The organism is Rahnella inusitata (assembly GCF_018288855.1).
GTDB classification, from domain to species: domain Bacteria; phylum Pseudomonadota; class Gammaproteobacteria; order Enterobacterales; family Enterobacteriaceae; genus Rahnella; species Rahnella inusitata.
The window spans coordinates 3,629,129-3,650,064 of record NZ_CP065024.1; the positions used below are offsets into that span (position 1 = coordinate 3,629,129).

The window sequence follows — 20,936 nt, forward strand, 5'->3', positions numbered from 1 at the left end:
ATTCGTATGTAGTGATGTGAGGCAAGACCTTACCTACTCAACATACGAAGGACATCATCATGAAAACATTACTCCGTACCGCTATCTGTGCATCTCTTCTGCTGAGCACCGCGTCAATGGCTGCAATGTCTCAAAACACCACCATGGTCGGTGGCGCTGAAATGTATCCGTCCAAAAATATCGTAGAAAATGCCCTGAATTCTAAAGACCACACCACGCTGGTCGCCGCCGTGAAAGCCGCCGGTCTGGTGGATACGTTGCAGGGCAAAGGCCCGTTCACCGTGTTTGCGCCGACCAACGCCGCATTTGCCAAACTGCCAGCCGGCACCGTCGATAATCTGGTGAAACCAGAAAACAAAGCCACGCTGACCAGCATCCTGACCTACCACGTGGTGGCGGGTAAATATGAAATGAAAGATCTGGAAAAACTGCTGAAAAAAGGCAACGGCACCGCGGAACTCAAAACCGTGAACGGCCAGCCACTGTGGATCTTAAACAACGGCCCGCACAATATTCAGCTTAAAGATGGCAAAGGTAATATTGCCAACATCAGTACTTATGACGTCCAGCAGAAGAACGGTGTGATTGATGTTATCGATACCGTCCTGATGCCTAAATAATACCGACTATACTGAGAGCTGGATCCCCTTATAAAACAGCATCTCAGACAGTCAGGACGGGCGAATGCATGACCCTTTGTTAAATACGCCAACACCAGAGAAAGCGCTGGAAGTACAGCGTGAGCTGATGAGCGCCATGGCCGTTGGCGACCGTCAGGCATTTGAACAGCTTTACCGTCTGACCTCCCCGAGGCTTTTCGCCGTCGCATTACGTATGCTGCGGCGGCACGCCTGGGCGGAAGAAGTCTTGCACGACAGCTACATCACCGCGTGGAACCGGGCGGCGTCTTACAACCCCGCCCTCAGTTCCCCGATGACCTGGCTTACCCACATTGTCCGCAACCGTGCCATCGACTGGATGCGCGGGCGCGACAACCAGACAGACGAACTGGACGACAGCGTGGCGGACCGTTACGTCGAACAAAGTGATGAGCCCCTGCAACGTTTGCAGCAGGACAGCGATGCCAAAATTCTGGCCAACTGTCTGGCGCACCTTCCCGCAGAGCAAAGACAAAGTCTGATCCTGGCCTATTATCAGGGTCTGTCTCATGGCGAGGTTTCATCTCATTTACAACAACCGCTGGGGACGATTAAAAGCTGGATCCGTCGCGCCCTGGAACACTTAAAGAGCTGCGTCGGACTATGAAAAGCAGAAGCCATTATCATGCTGCACTCGCGGCTGAATATGCGCTCGGCACCTTGCGCGGCGCAGCAAAAATTCAGTTCGAGCAAAAAATGCGTGACGACCCTGAACTGGTGGCCGAAGTGGCCCGCTGGCAGGAAGCCTTCACGCAGCTGGATAACCACATTATGCCGGTGATCCCGCCTGCCTCGGTGTGGAAACGCATCCGGCATAATCTGGATCTACAACCGGTTAAACGCACGGTAACGCCGAAAACGCCCGTTCGCGGTTATCTCGGCTGGGCGCTGGCCGCGGGTCTTGCAGCATTGCTGCTGATCCCGCGTCTGCTGGTGCAACCTGCCGCGCCACTGCCGGTAGCCATACTTGCCAGCAGCACCGGTGCTCAGGGCGGGCAATGGGTGGTAAGCGCTGACATGAGCACGCGCAGCCTGATGCTGACGCCGCTGAATGCCCAACGCGTGGCGGCAGACCGCAGCCTCGAACTCTGGGCTATTGCGCCGGGGGGCAAACCGCAATCGCTTGGGTTACTCAATACCCAACAACCGACACAGCTTACACTGGCCGCCAAAATGCCGGATCCGGGCTTTACGCTGGCGATCAGTATTGAACCGCACGGTGGCTCTCCGACCGGCCAGCCGACCGGCGCGGTACTCTACAGCGGGGCTCTGGCACTCTGAGAGTACAAATTTCCGACAGTCATTTTCATCAATAATCAACGGCGGGAAATATTTACGCCGTTGATTATTGATAAGGCTGGATATTATGGAGTAAATAATCATTCGCAAGCGTTAATATTTCTCATTCTCGTGCCAGCGCATTGGGAATATATATCCCCACACGTCATGTAACATTCTTAAATATTTCACACTTACCGTACGCGATTATTTTCCTCCGTTCAGGAACATTCCTATCCACCTTTAAAATCAGCATGATAAGTTAATTACAACTGTTCGTGATGCATTATTTGGCACACGCTATCAGAACGATAGGAACGACTTTCCAGCAAAACTGAGATTTATTGCTATACTGAATCCAGTTACGAAACAAAGTCATTTATAACAACTCAATGAAGAGGATATCTATTATGAGTACAGCCAAACTGGTCAAAACGAAATCTTCTGAACTCATTTATACACGCAACGATGTAGATGAAAGTGTAAAACTGGATACGATCAAAGTGTTGAACCGTCTGGTAACTGAGTTTATCGATCTGTCGCTGATCACCAAGCAGGCGCACTGGAATATGCGTGGCGCTAACTTCATCGGCGTACATGAAATGCTGGATGGATTCCGTACTGCAATCACCGAGCATCAGGACACCATCGCAGAACGTGTCGTGCAGTTAGGTGGCGTGGCGCTGGGTACCGTACAAGTGGTTAACGATAAAACGCCACTGAAAAGCTACCCGACCAACATTCATACCGTGCAGGAACACCTGAAAGCACTGGCAGAACGTTACGCCGTGGTCGCAAATGATACGCGTAAAGCGATCGGTGAAGTGGAAGATGAAGACACCGCAGATATATTCACCGCCGCGTCCCGCGACCTGGATAAATTCCTGTGGTTCATCGAATCCAACATCGAGTAATCAGGACTCGATTACCGCAGTTGAAAGCTGCGGCATAATAACGGATCAATGCTAAAAAGAAGGTCAGTGGCGAAAGCGACTGGCCTTTTTTGTTTCCATGCCTCATCCCTCTCTGCAATCCTCTTTTTGCCTCTGAATTTACCCTTCAACGTACATTTGCATACCAATCTGAATAATAACCATTATGAATAGTTTCACCATAAACTAATTGATGACTATTGAGTCGTGAAACCGGTACCACTATGCGACTGATTATTAGGACTTTTATTATCGTCCTAAGAAACATCTTAGACCCATAGGCCAGATGAATGGTTTAAGGCAAATTAATAGACCAAAGCAATTTTACAAGTTTGTGAGATGACCTGTAACTTGCTGAAATATTTGGTCGTAACCTTTACTTTTTTGTGAATTTAAACATTTCACTAACTCAATGAAAGTAAAAGAAATTCGGACAAGGGACGTTCACACCGGCATTAATCCTCAGAAAGCGACTTATGGATAAGTGACTCCCCTCCCCGGCGGCATGACAACAGTGAAATGCTAAGCCGCTTCCCACAATCTGACCCCGATCTCAGCACATTGGTAGCAGTAAGCCAGGGGCGGTAGCGTGGAAAATCGTAAAAAAAACTGGAATAAATCGATGGCACGTAGTGGCTTGGAAGTACAAAAAGCGGCGATTAAAGCGCTCTTTTTAAGGGAAATCAAAACCCGTTTTGGGAAGTATCGTCTTGGTTATCTGTGGGCGGCGCTGGAGCCTATGGCGCATATGCTGATTATGTTGGCTATTTTTGGTTACATTATGCACCGCACCATGCCGGATATTTCGTTCCCGGTGTTTCTGATCAACGGCATTATTCCTTTCTTTGTATTTAGCAATATCACCAACCGTTCGATTGGGGCAATAGAAGCCAATCAGGGATTATTCAATTATCGCCCTGTTAAACCCATTGATACTATTCTCGCCAGAGCGATATTAGAGACCGTGATTTATGCCGTTGTCTATGTATTGCTGATGGCCATTGTCGGGTTGCTCGGTGAAGAATTTGAAGTCACTAAAGTCATTACACTTGTTATGGTATGGGGGCTGTTGGTTTTATTCTCCTGCGGCATTGGCCTTATTTTTATGGTTGTCGGTAAAACCTATCCTGAAACTGAGAAATTCCTGCCCATTCTTATCAAGCCACTCTATTTCATCTCCTGCATCATGTTTTCGCTCCACAATATCCCGAAAGAATACTGGCCTTATTTATTGTGGAATCCGATTGTTCACGTCGTGGAACTCAGCCGTGAGGCAGTCGTTCCCGGTTATATCAGCGAAGGCGTCAGCTTAAATTATCTGGCTGGCTGTACGCTGGTGGTCTTATTTATCGGCCTGGCCCTTTATCGCAATCGTGAAGAGGCGATGCTGACATCATGATAAAAATTGAGAATCTGACTAAATCTTACCGTACGCCTAAAGGCAGACATTACGTCTTTAAGGATCTTAATGTCGAACTCCCCTCGGGTAAAAGCGTCGCCTTAATTGGCCGTAACGGGGCAGGTAAATCGACTCTGCTACGTGTTATTGGCGGTATCGACCGCGCTGATTCAGGCCGCATTCATACCGATAAAACCATTTCATGGCCTGTCGGACTTGCCGGTGGGTTTCAGGGCAGCCTGACCGGGCGGGAGAACGTCAAATTTGTCGCACGTCTCTATGCCAGACCTGAAGAACTCAAGGACAAAGTCGCCTTTGTCGAAGAGTTTGCAGAACTGGGTAAATACTTTGATATGCCTATTAAAACCTATTCTTCCGGCATGAAATCACGACTTGGTTTCGGCCTGAGCATGGCGTTTAAATTTGATTATTATCTTGTAGACGAAGTCACAGCGGTCGGCGATGCACGGTTTAAGAAGAAATGCGCTGACCTCTTTAAAGCCCGCCATAAGGAAGCCAGCTTTTTGATGGTTTCTCATAGTCTGGGATCACTGAAGGAGTTTTGTGATGTGGCGTTGTTTATTGGCAGAGATAATAAAGTGAAATACTTCGAATCTGTGGATGAAGCCATTGCCACTTATAAAATTGATGAAGATATATTAATATAGAGGAAGAATAAATGCGTACAGTAATTACTTTTGGTACTTTTGATGTTTTACATATTGGACATATAAATATATTGCAACGAGCTAAACAACACGGAGACCGCTTAGTCGTTGGTGTTTCTTCAGATGCACTCAACTTTTCTAAAAAAAGCAGAAATCCCGTATATTCTGAACTGGAAAGAACTAGTATTATCGCGGCGCTTAGTTGTGTCGATGAAGTTTTCATTGAAGAATCTCTTGAGCTCAAAGGTGAATACATCCAAAAACACAAAGCTGACATTTTAATAATGGGTGATGATTGGGCTGGACGCTTTGATATATTTAAAGAACTGTGTGAAGTGCTCTACCTTCCACGAACGGAAGGTATTTCAACCACACAATTAATAAAAGAAATTAAAGCTTATGGAGAAAACATCATAAATAGTTCAGTAATTAACGCTAATCCAGTCTAAAACGAGTTATTGGCCAGGATTAACAGAGTACACCTGGCTAGTAAATAAGACTTTCAACGTTATATCTATCTTATATTCTAAGTACGAGGTTTTTTTGCCAGAAATAAATTTAGCGTTCAAAAAAGCCTATCGGGAATGTAGGTTCTTTGGAAAAATAACGCCATTAAATATTCTTTACGCCTTAACTTTTGATTTTTGTATGTCAAGAGGCAAGACTAATATAATGCAAAATTTTCTGAGTTGGAAAAACATAAACAAAAGCCCTCTATTGAAATATTATTCTGCGCATCTAAGTTTTTTATTCGGAGACTACAAAAAAACAATATTAATTTTAAATAATCTTACTAGCCTATACCCTCAACATGCTGACATGGCCTTTCTTCTTAGTGAAACTTACAGATTAGATGATAAAAAAGAATTAGCGAGGGATATTTTAGAGTTGACTCTTAAAAACTCGCATAGGTTAAAAACATGGTTATTGTTAGCAAACTTAACAGCCAATAATGAAGATCATCAAAGATTAAAATCACTATGGCAACTTTACAAACAGAAAGAGAAAATCCCTGCCTATCATTACGAACTTGGGATTTATATTTCAACTTCAGCCATGCGTTCACAAAACTATGATGAAGCAGCAGAGTTGTGGAAGGATTTTATCAAAAAAACTATAAATAATGAAGCCATCTTCCCTACTAATAGTTGCAGAAGAAAGTTTTCCTCTGCTAAAGCGTCTAAAGCCTTAATAGATTTGAAAAAAGTATTTGAAAGTGCAGGAATAGAATTTTTTCTCGTCAGTGGAACATTACTAGGTTGTATACGGGAAGGGAAAATGCTGAGCCATGACAAAGATATTGATGTTGGCGTTTGGAGTGACGTTCGTACGGAAAAAGTTATAGATCACATTAAAAGCTCTGGACTGTTTTACATCCAAGCATCTCGTTCATCATTAGCAATCAGAATTAAACACGTTAATGGAACTGCTGTAGATATATTCCTCCATTTTAAAGAAGAGAATAACTACTGGCATGGTGGTTCTAAACTTAAGTGGAACAACACACCATTTTCACTAGTAAAACATAGGTTTTTGAAAGATGAATATTTGATTCCTGCCGAGTATGATTTATATCTCACAGAGAATTATGGTGATTGGAGAACAGAAAAATCAAAGTTTGACTCAGCCATTGATACACCAAATGCAAGTGTATTGAGCAGTCCAGAATTAATTATACATAGCTACAAACAATTAGCCAATGCTATATATTTAAACGAAAGCCAAAAAATCCATTTGCACATGAACATTCTAAAAAAACTTGGCGAAGAAAAAATACAACTTTAGAAAAATTAAACCATTGGATTAACAAATGTTAAAATATTTATATTACGGAAAATCACAGTATTTTTTGAAAAAAAGAAACTGGGCTAAAGCAACCTTACAATTAGAAAAAGCTATTGCAGGTAATGATAATTGTTTTCCTAAATGGCATTATCAGTTAGGTTTTCTCTACAGCAAACTTAGAAAATGGGAACTTGCTGAAAAACAATTAAAAATTGCAACATCGAAAAAGATGAACAATCAACGTTGGAACTATCGACGTGCAATTGCATTAGATAATATCCAAAGACAGTCTGAAGCTGTAGATGTCATTGATTCGGTATTCATTACTAATGGTAGTAACTCCCAGAAACATTTTAAGTCTGGTGTTTTGTTATTAGGTTTTTCAAGAGCAGTAGCCGCAGAAAAGGCGTTTAGAAAAGCAGCCGAACTCGATGGCAATAAATATGAATATTATGATAAACTTGCCGAATCTTTAAATAAACAAAGAAAGTGGTGGCAGGAGGTTGAGGCATTAATACAAGCCACCAAAATGAATGATAAAAAATCAGAACTGTTTTTCAGATTAGGTGCAGCTTGTCTTAAAATGAATAATTTTACAGAAGCTGAGAGAGCATTCGAAAAATCTATTAAATTGGGTTTAAGTAATGCTGAATCGTTTTATAATTTGGGTTATTGCTTAGAGAAAAATGGCAATTCCAATGAAGCTGATGAAGCCTACAAAAAAGCAGTAGCGCTCTCCAAAAGCACTGATGTGAAAAAATATGGTGTTGCTGCTTTTCATAAAAATAAAGGTTTATGGCCAGAGACAGCTTACGAACTAGAGAAATTTGTTAAAAAAAATAAAAAAAATGCAGATTTAATATATAACCTGGGCATGGCTTATGACCGAAGTTATCAATGGGAAAAAGCAGAGTCCAACTACAAAATCGCACTTAAAATTAAACCTGGAAATCCTAATTGGAATTTTAGACTTGGCTTTGTATTGGAAAGGCAAGAAAAGTTCAAAGATGCAGCCAGACATTATGAAATGGCTTCACGAGGAAACATAAAACACAACTCACATATCTTTTATCGTTTAGGTTTTGTTTTATATAAAAACGGTCAGTTTGAAAACGCTTGTTTGTCATTCTTAATGATGAGGACAGATCGTACATTTATTAACAAGACTTTCTCACACAAGCTATTTTCAACTAACCCGTGGACTGCTGACGAGTATCATCAGAGGGCTACAGAATTAGAACAAGCCGGTGATTTGATAAAATCTAATGAATTATTTAATAAGTCATTAGAACGAAAAAACACCTATAATTCAGAGTGGTATTTTAAACTCGGTTACTCATATTTTAAAAATAAAAAATTTAGTGAAGCATGTAAAGTATTTCTTGATACAAGAATTTACTCTAAAGCATATGGCGTTTCTCTTGAAGAATATGAATCTAAAGAACATCTCAATTTTATAGCCAGTTACTTAGAATATTATGAACGTTTAGAAATTAAGAATGATTATATTCTACTGGAAAGTTTTCACGGCGCATCTGTAAGCTGCAATCCATATGCTATATATTCAAATTTAAGCAAACGACCTGAATTCAAAGATTTCAAATTTGTATGGGTGATTAAAAATGGTATTAAAACCCCAGCCAATATATTAAGAAAGAAAAATGTAATTGTTGTTATTAGAAACTCAGATGCTTACTTAAGATATTTGGCCAGTGCAAAATACTTAATTAACAACGTATCATTCCCAAACTATTTTCTTCGCAAAGAAGGTCAAAAATATCTGAATACTTGGCATGGTACACCGATGAAGTATTTAGGAAAAGATATCAAAGATAGTTATCTCTCCCATGCAAATGTAGCGAGAAATCTCGTTCAGGCAACGCACGTAATAAGCCAAAATAGATATACAAATAATATTTTGCTTGAGAGATACGACGTCCTGGGTTTATCAGATGCAATTATTGCTGAAACAGGCTACCCTCGAACAGACATAACATTAAATGCAACAAAGGAAGAGTTATTAGCAATTAAGAAACGACTTAATATATCATCTGAAGATAAAGTTGTTCTCTACGCTCCAACATGGAGAGGTGTACATGGTAAAGCCAATTTCGATACCACTCGTTTATTAGATGATCTCAAAGCTATGTCCCAGAGCGGATATAAAATTATTTTCCGCGGTCATCACATGATGGAAAGCCTGATTGCCAATACAAAGATACCCGCTATTGTAGCTCCTGGAGATATCGATACAAATTTATTAATATCTATTGCTGATTTACTAATAACTGATTACTCAAGTATCGCATTCGATTATCTCGCACTTAAAAGACCAATATTATTTTATACATACGACATCGAAGATTATCAATTGGAGCGAGGTTTATATATTCCTCCTGAAAATTTGCCTGGCACAATTTGTCATGAGCAGTCCGAGCTCTCTGAAGCTATAATTTTGGCAATTGAACTTGGATTTGATCAAAAAAACATTGAGAAATTTGATTATTTTGTTCCCTATGAAGATGGTAACTCTTCTTCGAGGGTAATTGATATGTTCTTTTTCGAAAAAATGCATAATATCAGTGTTTTCAGTAATCTCACGAAAAAAAACATACTGATTTATGCTGGTCCATTCATGCCAAACGGTATTGCAACATCAGCCATAAATCTTTTGCATGCAATTAATTATGATGAATACAATGTATTTTTAGCTGTGGATGTTTCTGCTTTAAATGGGCATGATGAACGTTTAAATATGATTAAAAAATTACCAGAACAAGTCCGGGTAATTGGTCATAGCGGTAATATTTATTTCACACCTGAGGAAAAATGGGTATCTGGAAAATTTGTTAATTCTAAAAAATTCTCTTCTGATGAAATGAAAAAAACTTATTTAACTTCCTACCAACGTGATTTTTATCGTACATTTGGTAGAAAAAAAATTGACGCCGTAATCAACTTCGAAGGATACAATACAAAATGGGTATCTTTATTTGCGTCCATTACTTCTAAAACAAGAAAAAGTATTATTTATCAGCACAATGATATGTGCGCAGAGTTCAAACTGCGCTTTCCGTACCTTGAGTGTAATTTCAATTTATATAATGATTATCATTCTATTATTTCAGTTTCATCTGCTACTAAAGACTTAAACTGCAACAATATGACTGATGTATATAATATTCCTTTGGAAAAGTTTTCATTTTCAGACAACTTACAAAATCCTAATAGTGTTACTATTTTATCATCTGAAGTTATTGATGATGCTATTTTCGATAATGGAAAATATTCCTTCATTACCTTAGGACGTTTATCCCCAGAAAAAGATCATGAGAAATTGATCAGAGCATTTAAGAAAGTTCATGAATTCAACCCTAGTTCACAGTTGATAATATTAGGTGATGGGCCATTAAAGTCTCATTTAACAGTTCTTATTGGTCAATTGAAACTGGATGATTCAGTTATATTACTTGGAAGGAAAGATAATCCTTTCCCATACCTTAAACGGTCTGATTGCTTTGTTTTATCCTCTAATCATGAGGGTCAACCTATGGTCCTTTTTGAAGCATTAATTCTAAAAAAACCAATAGTGGCAACCGATATTGTTGGCAACCGAGGAGTTCTCGGTAATGATTACGGATTACTCGTTCATAACAGTGTAGACGGACTAGTTAATGGTATGATTTGCAATTTAGAAAATAAAATCCAGAAGGATAACTTCGACATTGATAAGTATCAAAAAAATGCTATAAATATGTTCTACGATATTATTAACTAACAAGACACTGAAAGTAGGCTTACTTAATAGTACTTTTCAGAGGAATCCTCAAATTCTAACATGCGATATCACTTGCTAATGAAGATTTTTAAAATAGATGGTTTTAAAATATGACAACACTTGATGAATTAGGAAAAAAACTCAAACTACAGCAATCTTCATTGAATAATAATTATTTAATGACATATGAAAATGAAATAGTCTCAAGGTGGTCTGGGAAATGTAACATTATAGTAATATCAGATGATGTTCCTTTAGAAATGCTATCTATTTTTTCTGAAAGATTTCCTCTTTCTAAAGTGTTGGTAATTACATATAAAAAAAACATTAATATATTAAACGATAGTATAAACAATGCAAAAATAATTCAATTCTCATCAATTAATGAACTGCTTGAATGGTCCATTAATCTAGGCAGTGTTGACGTCATCATCGAACATAGTACAAATCGTAAGTCTCATAAATTAAATCTATTTAAAAAACTTTTCCTGCATTTAAAAGAAAATGGTCTTTATTTTATTGAAGAGTTACATGCCAAATTCATTACACCACTGATTGACTGCGAGGGTGATGACATACTAGATTTTTTAAATAAAATATCTAATTTATTAATATCGCCAAAAGAGCTAAAAGATCTTTCAGACAAGACTATTTTAGGTATATCTGAGCACGTTAGAAAAATCGCCATTATTAGGAAGCTAGCGATAGTAGAAAAGCAAGGTCATACCTTCAAAGGACTAAGATCTCAGAGCGCATGCGATCTAATCAAGGCTGGTTCACTTCCAGGTACTAACGTATTCTACTCGAACAAAATAAATAGTTTCACGTCAAAGTGCAGATCTGATGGAAATATAAAAAAACTACTATTATCTCAACATAGTCCTGTATTCACTGTCCCTCCATCTTACATTAACAAATATGAGCATGCATGCTGCACACCGGGTCAAATAGTTTATGTAGGCAACTATTTACTTCCGGATTCATTTAGGATGCAATATCAAAAAAACTTATCAAATCGTCATGTTCGTTCATTAGAAAATCACTTCTATAGTTTAGCTAACCCTTCAGCTACTTTAGATTTAGATGGTGATTTTTTTTATTTAGATTCAGAATATCCATCACATTTTGGACATTTCACCTCGGAAGTTGTTTCACGCTTGTGGGCATGGAAACAACTTAAAAGTGATATCGGTAACCTTAAGGTATTACTGAGTGTAAAAAAAGGTGCCCAACTTCCCTCTTACGCCAGAAAAATATTAAATAGCTTTGGTATCGTAGATGAAGATATAAAAGTATTCGATGATGTTGTACGTGTCAGAACGCTATATACTGCTAGCCCTTATTATGTAATAGGTGGTCACGTTCATCCTGAAATTGACAAAATTTGGTCTGCTATAAGGGAAGGCGTCATAGGTGGCGAATCAAGAATAAAAGGGGATAGGCTTTTCATTGCAAGACCGGTTTCCGGAGTGAGAAAATGCCTAAATCCTGAACGCCTCGAAGAAAAATTCCTGAATGCTGGTTTCGAATTTTTTAGTCCAGAAAATCACTCATGGGAAGATCAAATTAAAACCTTCTGCCAAGCCAAACACATAGCAGGATATTCAGGAAGCGGATTATTCAATATAATGTTTTGCGATAATACTAAAAGTTTAATTTCAATGGGTGCAGATTCGTATAATTCGATAAACGATCATTTAATTTGCTCAGCAAAAAATATTGAACTGGATTATATCTGGTCTGACTCTTTAATTAAGCATGGAAAAGCTTGGTCCCTTAAAGCATTTATGTCAGATTATAATTTCAATTATGAAAGAGATGAACAGTATTTAGATAATGCATTAAAAAACTTGACTTAATTAAGCACCCCGCTAATATAAATTTAGCGGGGCTAATTAACTATCCAGATGCTAGGTAAATTAATTCATCCTAATATTCTCTCGACCTTCATCCCTAAATTTTACTCCGTCCCCCACAAACCTATTCCCCTCCACCAAATTATCATCCGCATAATCTTTAAAATACTTCCCGCTTCCATCTCTCGGCTTATCTCCACAATCAAATCCTGATAAGTCCCGGTTCTGCCGGGATGCCAGCCAGATGCCTACGGGCTCATTCACAAACGTATTATTGCGGATGACGTTATGGTCGCTATGCTGCCAGCGGATCACCGATTTGCCGATGCTGAAATGCTCGCCGCAGTTCTTATACAAAAACACGCCCCCTGCCCCGTTGGATTCAAAACGGTTGCCTTCGATAAGGTTATAGGCCGATGAATCCACGGCCAGCCCTTCGCGTTTACCCTTGCCGAAACTCTCGTGTCCGTTATTGATGATTTGGTTACCGACAATGGCGTTGTTGCGCGATGAATGTTCCAGATAGATGCCGGACATATAGGAGTCGCGAACGACTGAGTTCTTTAGCGTGGAATGGGTGACGTAATCATCAAAATAAATCCCTACGCGGCCACTGCCGGTGACTTCAACGTTCTCAAGGTCCACACGGGTCGGCGTGCGCCGGTAGTTCTCAGCGTGGTCGGGGCTCAGTTTGTTGGCGGCGATGTCGGAGGTGATGCGGATACCGCTATGCGTATAGTTTTGAATTTTGCAGTTTTTGATGGTGACATCAGACAGCGGTTTGCCTTTGCTGTTAACGACAATACCAAATGACTTCTCGTTACGGCCATCAAGGATTGCGCCACGGCAATCCAGGGTCGTATGGCTACGCGTTATCATTATCTCCTGATGATAAACGCAGGATGGCTGTAACGAGACGTGGCCGTTAATCACCGGCACTTTGCATTCACGTGAATCAGAGGCAGAAGCGCCGTCGGCGCAGGCTGAGAGGGATAAAGGCAGAACAACCATCAAAGAGAAAAATGCACAGGGTGTAAACTTCAGGGTTTCTCGCATCTGTGCATAGTCCTCTTGTCTGTCAGGAAAGCTGTCGCTTAATGTAGTTAATTACCAGTTTCTCACTGATAAATACCGGCTTGTATTGGGAGTCGGCAATGGCCGCTTTGTCCTTCTTATACCCGCCATAAAACACCGCATTAATCTGCGTATTCTTCAGCAAGTATAGCCGGAATTGTTTGAACAATTTCATATCGGGCGCGAATCCTGAGCACCAGAACTGGTTCAGATGTCCCTGATAGGTAATGCCTTTGATGTCATACAGTGCGTTGCCCATCACCTTCAGCGGCTTGTTGTGGATCAGTGCTGAGATCCCCGCCGTGCTGTTGATGGTAACCACCGCTTTGGCATGCGTGAGCAGCTCCGGCATCGGCAGGTCATGCACGTAGATCACCCGGTTAGCGATGCCGTATTTTTTGCCCAGCTGGCGGATCAGCGGCGCGTATAACCGATGTCCGCGATCCATCGGGTGATGCTTAATCACCAGAAACTCCGTTGAGGGCGCTTTTTTGGCGAAGGAATGCATCACTTCATTAATGTAATCGCGCACATCTTTATACGGGCTGTGGTTGCGGATCTGGCTGTCGTTGTACACCTGCAAAATTGCCAGGAAGTAACGCTGATCCAGCCCGGTCTGTAACTGTTTGAGGACATTGCGCTGGTCAAACGCATAAAGCTTTTTACGCCAGGCTGCGCGGATCCAGCAGCGTGCCTCGTACCACGGCGAAAAGGATTTATGGTGGCGGTATTTTGGGAACTCGTTTCGGTGACGCCAGCCTGCCAGATAGTAAGCGGTTGCATGCCAGTAGCGTGAAGCAGCGCTTGGCTTGAGATGTTCGATCTCCGGCATGGTCATCTCTGGCAGACGACGATAAAACTCGGCATCGCGTGGCAGGCCGGAGTAAGCATTCACACCGTTCTGTTCCAGCGTGATGTAGTGCGGACGCAGGTAGCCTTCTTCGAACGCCAGGAACCGGATGCCTTTGGCTTGCGCCCAGCGTTTAGCGGCCTGATGTAGAGGACGACAATCCCCGAAACACACGATGGTATCGAAGTCGTATTCCTGCCAGGTCTCTTTCAGCCAGGTCGGAAACTCATTCGGGGTCTGTTGGTACAAGCGGTATTCACGATTGCGCGAATACCGCCTGTCGCCGCCGTTAAAGACGACGTTCACCGCTTCCCGCCCCAGAGACTCAAGCCACTGTGCTAAATCGCTGAAAAAGGGTCCCATCGGGCCCTGCAACAGCAGATATTTTTTTCCAGAAAGTAATGTCGTCAGCGCCTTACTGTCCATTTTCATCCACACCATAAATACAGAGTAATGAACTGATTCACTTAATAAATGTAACCCGAATCAGCATGAGCAATTTTCTGTAATAGCGGACTATCCTGCCCGCTTTAATTCTTGTGAACTGCATGTCTGCCCGTGGCGTTGCGGCAAGTAATTCAACCGCCTGCTCCGCTAAAATGGGCTCCCGACTTTGCGGGTTGATATACGACGGGTAGGCAATCAGCGCCTGATAAACCACATCGTCTAACCGGAGGCGGCGCGTACGGCGTGAACATGAATGTTCATCCTGCGTCAGCCCCCATCCGGCATAAAATGGCATGCCGTAACACACCACTTTTTTACCGTGTAATAAGGCTTCAAATCCTGACAGTGAGGTCAGCGTGTGCAGCTCGTCGGCGGCCTGAATACACTGAATAATGTCTGCATCTAACGCCTGACTGTCTGCCCAGCGGCGGACATCTTCCTCTGGAATCTGCCCCTGCCGGTTCCCCACCAGAACGTCCGGGTGCGGTTTATAAATGATGTAGGCATCCGGATTACGCTCGCGCACGGTGCGCAAAAGCCCGCCATTGGTATTCACAGATATCGTACCGGTCAGGATCGACGCATCGTCCTCGACCTGCCCTGGTACCAGAATCACGGTCTTGCCAGAAGCCCCGGCGGGTAACGTGAACGCCGCACCGAGGTTATATTTACTGACTTTGCTGGCAACCAGCGTCTCGCGCAGCGCGGCAGCGCGTTGCTGCTGATACGCCGTCAGGTCGCTGTTACCGAGCAGCAGCTCGAGATCGCTTGGGCGTGTGGCATCGTAATAAATACCGGTTTTATCCAGCACCAGCGAAAGCGGCGGATGCAGGTCAGAGCCCAGACCGGCCGAGCGCAGAAAACCGTCTTCCATACGCCATTGCGGTAACTGGTGTTGCTCTGCGTTGGCAGACCACTTCGCCTCACCTTTTATGCCCCACACGACGCAGGCGGACTCACCGGCAAAGCGTTTACTGAAATTCACTTTGTTGCTTTGGGTGCGCAGAAACGGTGCCAGAATACTGCGCTTCCACAGCGTCAGGCCGGGTGACCACAGGCGCCCGGCCCGCTGCTGGTGATGCTGGCGTTGCATCAGCAGCCAGTTCAGGACATCAAAAATCGTGCCACGCTGACCGTTGACCGGGTTGATATAACGCGAGTAACGCAAACACGCCGCACTGAACAACTCTTCGAGAGTGGCTGCGCCGCGTCGCGCATTCAGCGTTGCCGATTGCGTGTGGCGATCGTCCGTCAATCCCCAGCCGGCATACCACGGCTGGCCAAATACGCTGACCGGTTTGCCGGCGATCAGCGCCTCAAAGCCGTAATTAGAGGTCACCACGTACACGCGGCTGACCAGACGCAGCAGCGACTGCGGGCTGACATCCGTCGCCAGCAATCTGATGCGCGGTTGCTGTTTCGCAAGTTGCGCAATCTGACTGAAATATCCCGCTTTTTTACCCTGAAGTACGTCCGGGTGAATCTTCACCCAAATCTCGGCTCCGGGGTTCTCCGCTATTGCGGCCTGCAACATGCTGTCGAACTGTTCTGCTCCGGCGTTGCCGTAAACCACGGCCATATCACCAAAGGTCTGATCGACCACCAGCACCGCGCCCTGCGGCGGCTGCGTGAATGTGCACGCCGGTGCCTGGTTGTATTTGGATAAATCCCCGCCGACGATCATCTGCATCGCCTGACGTGCATCTTCATGCAATAACTGGTTCTGTTCCCGCTGGTGAATCAACGTCTCCAGCGAGCTTGGGCGCGAGGCGTCGTAATACATCCCCTGCGTATCCAGCACCATCGAGAGTGGCGGCGAACCGGTCACTCCCAGCCCGAGAGAACGGATAAACCCGTCTTCGAGGCGCAGCACCGGCAGTCGCTTTTTCTCCGCCAGCACAACCGCTTTGGCGCCGGTCGGGCGATAGCCCCACACGGCAACCTGCGTGATATCTTCCGGCAGCGGCCGCACCAGCGACACCTTGCAGAAAGGCTCACCGAGGAACTGCTCAAGATGCGGGATACGTGCGATCCCGCCAGAAAAAATCCCAATCATTACAGGGTCAGAACCACTTTCGCGGCCACGGCCAGCTGGTAAAGAATGGTCGAGATGCCACGCGTGACTTCGATGTTCTTCGATTCGTACTTCGGCAGAACCATCAGCTCGTCGCCCGGTTGCAGCGTTTTCACATCTTCCGCATTCAGCGCTTCGCCGTTCTGCTTGATCAGGATGACTTTGGAGTTACCCGCTTTCTGGGTGAATCCACCGACTTTCTCGATGTAATCTTCCGGGCTGAGACCTTTCTGCCAGCTCACCGCGTTCGGGAACAGCACTTCGCCGTGGATCATAACCAGCGAGGTTTTCTCAGGAATGTTGATGACGTCGCCATCTTCCAGAATCACCTGATTCAGGTTGTCTTCGCTCAGCACCACCTCACCTTTCGGTACCACCTGACGCGCTTTGTTAACAAAGCGGCTGACCAGCTGGGCTTCCTGCATACGCAGACGGCCTTCTTCCTGAGTGGAAGACTGGGCAGACAGCGAGGCTTCTTCGAGTTTTTGCAGCGTCACATCCAGCATCTCTTTCTGGCGCAGGGCAACCGAGCGGCGATAAAGCTGGATAGAGTTAATCTGCGACATGCTGTTAGTGCGAATTTTTGGTAACAGCTGGCTCATGGTCGCGCCGTACGGCAGTACCACGGCGTGTTCGCCGGAATGAGCGCCTTCGATACGCACCTGAATGGTTCCCGCATAGCGGTCAGAGCTGACGATCAGTTTGTCGCCATCTTGTAATGAGCGGCCAGGCGCAGAACTCAGCGGGTAATACTCGCTGCGCTTCATGCTGCCCTGCTGGCGAATGATGGTCATGTGGGTTGCGCCCGGCTTCGGACGTGCCCAGCTCAGCGCTTCGCTGACCGGAATGGTGCTGTCGCGAAATTCAAAGTCGTAGCTGTTGAACACGTCGCCCTCTACGCTGAACGTATGCTGACGCGGGCCGACCACAATGGTGTCGCCGTCGGAGAACTGCGAAAGACGCAGATCGCCGTTAAGCAGGAAATCATAAAGATTGATACGGGAACGGACGCGATCGTTGTGCTTGACCACAATATCCACGTAGCTGCCGCGCTCGGTATCCACCCCGCCCGCTTTGCTCAGATACGAAAGCAAGGAGTCAGAGGCCACGCCGCCGTACAAGCCAGGATTAGTGACATAACCGGTCACAAACACTTTTACCGGCTGCGCCTGAAGCAGTGAGGCGTACACATTCACGTTCGCCTGATACACCTGTTTCACCTTAGTGGTGATCACGCTGTTCAGCTGGCTGTTGGAAATCCCGGCCACTTTCAGCGGGCCAACGTTTGGCAGGAAGATGTTGCCTTTCGGGTCAACGGTCAGCGCACCGTCGAAGTTGAACGCGCCCCACAGGCGGATCTGCACCTGATCGCCCAGCCCGATGATGTAGTTCGGGTTAAAGCCGATGCTTGCGCCGTTGTCTGACGCGGCGCTGCCGTTAAACAGCTGTGCGCCAAACATGCGGCTCATCACCGCCGAGGCCACCGGACGCGGCGAGTCATCAAAACCGCTGTCAGACGTGGTCTGCTGAGACTGTCCCGACAGGAATCCCGGCAACGGCGCAGCGCCGGTCATATTCGGATCGGCATTAATCCCGACGGCATGGGCCTGTGTTAACTGGCAGGCAAGTAAAATCAAAATGGACTTCAATAATTTCATAACAAGCTCTGTGTGCGATTCTTCAGGCTAAAAGGGATAGCGGAACAAACCGCGTTAATCTTTGTGGTCATCGATGACCGCCAGCAATAATTTGATCGTTCCGAACAGCAGGCAGCAGATCAGCAGCCAGCTGGCGATCATGTAAGGCGTATTCGGGAATTTGGATTCCTGCGGCAGTTGCGGTGAACTGATCACCGACAGCACTTTCAGTTTGCGCGCCGCTTCAACGCGGGTCTTTTCAATTGAGGTCAGCGTGAGTTTGTAGAGATCGGTATCGAATTGAACTTTGGCTTTAATCTCTTCAAAATCCACCGCCATGCTGTTGAGCTTGTGGCCGTCCGGCGCGGTGATTTTGCTTTTTTCCTGATCGATCTGTTTGCCCAGTGACGTAATCGCATTCTGGGCGCTGATGACCTGCGGTGCATCTTCACGCAGATATGTCAGCAGATTACGTAACTCCGCCTCCATCTGAATTTTCTGGCCAACCAGCGTATTCACCAGCGTGGTGGCCGCGATAGCCTGCGCTTCAGGATCGAGAATGTTGTTCTGGTTCTGGTAGGCGAGTAACTGCGTTTTGCTGGTATTCAGACGCGCACGCGCTTGCAGCATTTCATTTTCAGCAAACGCCTGCTGGTCGCGGGCGATTTTATGCGAGATTTCGTTGATGAAACGTTCTGACTCTTTCAACACCGCTTTGTTGAACTGCTCGGCAAATTCAGGGGTAAAACCCTGCGTACCAATCGTCAGCAGGCCGGTTTTGTCATCGTAAGTGACAGAGATACGGTCGCGGTAATAATTGAGGAACTGTTCACGGGTGGAATCTTTTGGCAGGTGATAGAAGAAATCCAGGCCGCTCTGACCAAAGACTTCATGGAAATTAAGTTGTTTATCCAGCACCGCGAGCATATCCGGAGAGTTGATATACTCTTTTAAATACATTGCGTCTTCAGCCGTACTCGGGTTCGCGGCACCGAGCAGCAAACCGACATTCAGGCTGCTGCCGCTGATGTCATTAGAACTTTTGATAGCAACGGTGGATTCACTGAGATAACGCGGATGACTGAAAATCAGCAAATAGACGATCAGCAACGCCATCGGCAAGCCGATGATGATTTTACCCAAATTCTGGTTGAGCGTAGCCAAACTCAGGAGAGGAGATCGACGAACCCTGGCAATGTGTTCACCGGGCCATGCGGACTTCAATTTTTCAATAAACATTTCTTATCATCATGACAAATAGCACGTTTTTAACATCGTGCTTTATTAAAAGTACCGTGAACCTGCTCATATATCCCTTGCAAATGGATCACGGTGCGCAATGTTTTTTAGTCGAAGATTCGAACCAGCCCGGCGACGTTATTCTCGTTATCGGTCACCAGCAGCACCGAGACGCGGTGCTTTTGCATCAGTGTTTCTGCGTCGGTGATCATCATGTCCACCGGCAAAGTCAGCGGCGAGCGGGTCATCATGTCTGCAGCACAGGCATTGTCGAGCTGTGCACTTTTTTCCATATAGCGGCGTAAGTCGCCGTCGGTAATAATCCCGACCAGCTGCTGCTGTGCATTGTTGACCGCCACCATTCCCTGACAGCCGCAGGTAATGGCTGAAATCACCTGACGAAAACCGGTTTCCTCCCCAATCGTGGGAACATGAGTTTGCATCACGTCCGAAACACGGGTTAGCAAACGGCGTCCGAGAGAACCACCAGGATGATAACGGGCAAAATCAGTGGGCAGGAATTTACGCTGACGGATCAACGCGACGGCCAGCGCATCGCCAATTGCCATGGTCAGCGTGGTCGACGTCGTCGGTGCCAGATTATTCGGGCAGCTTTCACTTTCCATCATCAGCTCAAGCGTGGCGTCGGCGTGCTTCGCCAGCGTCGAGTCGCTGTGATTGGTAATCGCAATAATGCGGTTACCAAACTGGCGCAGTGACGGGATTAATTTAAGAATTTCATCGGTTTCCCCGCTGGCTGAAATGAGAATCAGCAAATCGTACGGGGTGATCATGCCCAAATCGCCGTGGAAGGCTTCAGCGGGATGAATAAAGAAACTTGGAGTACCGGTAGACGCCAGCGTCGCGGAAATTTTTCGTCCCACGTGGCCGGATTTACCCATACCCGAAAGAATGACATGACCTTTGCATTCGATGATCAGCTTAAGCGCTCGCTGATATTGCTGGCTGTCGAGCTGCGTAGAAAGGCGATGCAGTGCTCCGGCCTGTTCAGAAAGCGTACTGCGTACTGATTCAATCAGACCGGGTTGTATAGAAGCGCCCGTTATGCCGCCAACTACCTGATTATCTGCCACGTTAATGCCCTGATTGGGTAAAACACACTCAAAAGCTACTGCCCGAGTGGTTACTCATTATGGTTAGCCGATCAAGTAAAATGTGCCCTGAAGAAGTCCATTTCATGGTCTGGCCGGTCGCTACTGCGATGCAGTATGAGAAATTGAATGAGGGTCGAAGGATGCA

16 protein-coding genes are annotated in these 20,936 nt (G+C 44.9%); 10 read left to right on the forward strand and 6 right to left on the reverse strand.

Annotated elements, in window-relative coordinates:
* Nucleotides 1-59: 59 nt before the first annotated feature.
* From I2123_RS17035 to I2123_RS17080, 10 genes are all read left to right on the forward strand, one after another.
* Nucleotides 60-620: a fasciclin domain-containing protein gene (locus I2123_RS17035; protein ID WP_112166540.1), complete on the forward strand. Its 561-nt coding sequence runs from the start codon at nt 60-62 to the stop codon at nt 618-620.
* A gap of 64 nt (nt 621-684) precedes the next feature.
* Nucleotides 685-1,266: a sigma-70 family RNA polymerase sigma factor gene (locus I2123_RS17040; protein WP_213051086.1), complete on the forward strand. Its 582-nt coding sequence runs from the start codon at nt 685-687 to the stop codon at nt 1,264-1,266.
* The gene (locus tag I2123_RS17045; protein ID WP_112166544.1) at nt 1,263-1,940 is read left to right on the forward strand and encodes an anti-sigma factor; all 678 of its coding nucleotides are present in this window, start codon (nt 1,263-1,265) and stop codon (nt 1,938-1,940) included. Before I2123_RS17040 ends, I2123_RS17045 begins: the two co-directional genes overlap by 4 nt.
* A gap of 407 nt (nt 1,941-2,347) precedes the next feature.
* Nucleotides 2,348-2,851 (forward strand): DNA starvation/stationary phase protection protein Dps, encoded by a 504-nt coding sequence (gene dps / locus I2123_RS17050; protein WP_112166546.1) that lies wholly within the window; start codon nt 2,348-2,350, stop codon nt 2,849-2,851.
* A 640-nt stretch (nt 2,852-3,491) separates the two neighbouring features.
* Nucleotides 3,492-4,268, forward strand: coding sequence for an ABC transporter permease (locus I2123_RS17055; protein ID WP_213052548.1), 777 nt, complete (start codon nt 3,492-3,494; stop codon nt 4,266-4,268).
* On the forward strand, nt 4,265-4,936 hold the full coding sequence (locus tag I2123_RS17060; RefSeq protein WP_213051087.1) for an ABC transporter ATP-binding protein: 672 nt from the start codon (nt 4,265-4,267) through the stop codon (nt 4,934-4,936). Before I2123_RS17055 ends, I2123_RS17060 begins: the two co-directional genes overlap by 4 nt.
* A gap of 11 nt (nt 4,937-4,947) precedes the next feature.
* Nucleotides 4,948-5,385 carry an FAD synthase family protein gene (locus tag I2123_RS17065; protein ID WP_213051088.1) on the forward strand — a complete coding sequence of 146 codons (438 nt, stop codon included), beginning with the start codon at nt 4,948-4,950 and terminating at the stop codon, nt 5,383-5,385.
* 94 nt (nt 5,386-5,479) lie between these two features.
* Nucleotides 5,480-6,721: a tetratricopeptide repeat protein gene (locus I2123_RS17070; RefSeq protein ID WP_213051089.1), complete on the forward strand. Its 1,242-nt coding sequence runs from the start codon at nt 5,480-5,482 to the stop codon at nt 6,719-6,721.
* 25 nt (nt 6,722-6,746) lie between these two features.
* Complete coding sequence (locus I2123_RS17075; protein ID WP_213051090.1) at nt 6,747-10,499, forward strand: CDP-glycerol glycerophosphotransferase family protein; 3,753 nt, start codon at nt 6,747-6,749, stop codon at nt 10,497-10,499.
* 110 nt (nt 10,500-10,609) lie between these two features.
* Nucleotides 10,610-12,358 (forward strand): glycosyltransferase family 61 protein, encoded by a 1,749-nt coding sequence (locus I2123_RS17080; protein WP_213051091.1) that lies wholly within the window; start codon nt 10,610-10,612, stop codon nt 12,356-12,358.
* Nucleotides 12,359-12,418: 60 nt separating this feature from the next.
* Here I2123_RS17080 and I2123_RS17085 read toward each other — a convergent pair whose 3' ends face one another.
* The 6 genes from I2123_RS17085 to I2123_RS17110 form a co-directional block, all read right to left on the reverse strand.
* Nucleotides 12,419-13,234, reverse strand: a complete 816-nt coding sequence (locus I2123_RS17085) for a NosD domain-containing protein (RefSeq protein WP_244879847.1) — start codon at nt 13,232-13,234, stop codon at nt 12,419-12,421.
* A 199-nt stretch (nt 13,235-13,433) separates the two neighbouring features.
* Entirely contained in the window at nt 13,434-14,705 is a 1,272-nt protein-coding gene (locus tag I2123_RS17090; protein ID WP_213051093.1) for a capsule biosynthesis protein, read from the reverse strand.
* A gap of 37 nt (nt 14,706-14,742) precedes the next feature.
* A complete protein-coding gene (locus I2123_RS17095; RefSeq protein WP_213051094.1) occupies nt 14,743-16,782 on the reverse strand; it encodes a capsular polysaccharide biosynthesis protein in 2,040 nt (679 codons plus the stop codon).
* Nucleotides 16,782-18,458, reverse strand: a complete 1,677-nt coding sequence (locus I2123_RS17100; protein WP_213051095.1) for a polysaccharide biosynthesis/export family protein — start codon at nt 18,456-18,458, stop codon at nt 16,782-16,784. The genes I2123_RS17095 and I2123_RS17100 overlap by 1 nt, the downstream gene beginning before the upstream one ends.
* A 54-nt stretch (nt 18,459-18,512) precedes the next feature.
* Entirely contained in the window at nt 18,513-19,676 is a 1,164-nt protein-coding gene (locus I2123_RS17105; protein ID WP_244207739.1) for a capsule biosynthesis protein, read from the reverse strand.
* Nucleotides 19,677-19,783: 107 nt separating this feature from the next.
* Nucleotides 19,784-20,770 (reverse strand): KpsF/GutQ family sugar-phosphate isomerase, encoded by a 987-nt coding sequence (locus tag I2123_RS17110; protein ID WP_244879848.1) that lies wholly within the window; start codon nt 20,768-20,770, stop codon nt 19,784-19,786.
* Between the last annotated feature and the right edge of the window lie 166 nt (nt 20,771-20,936).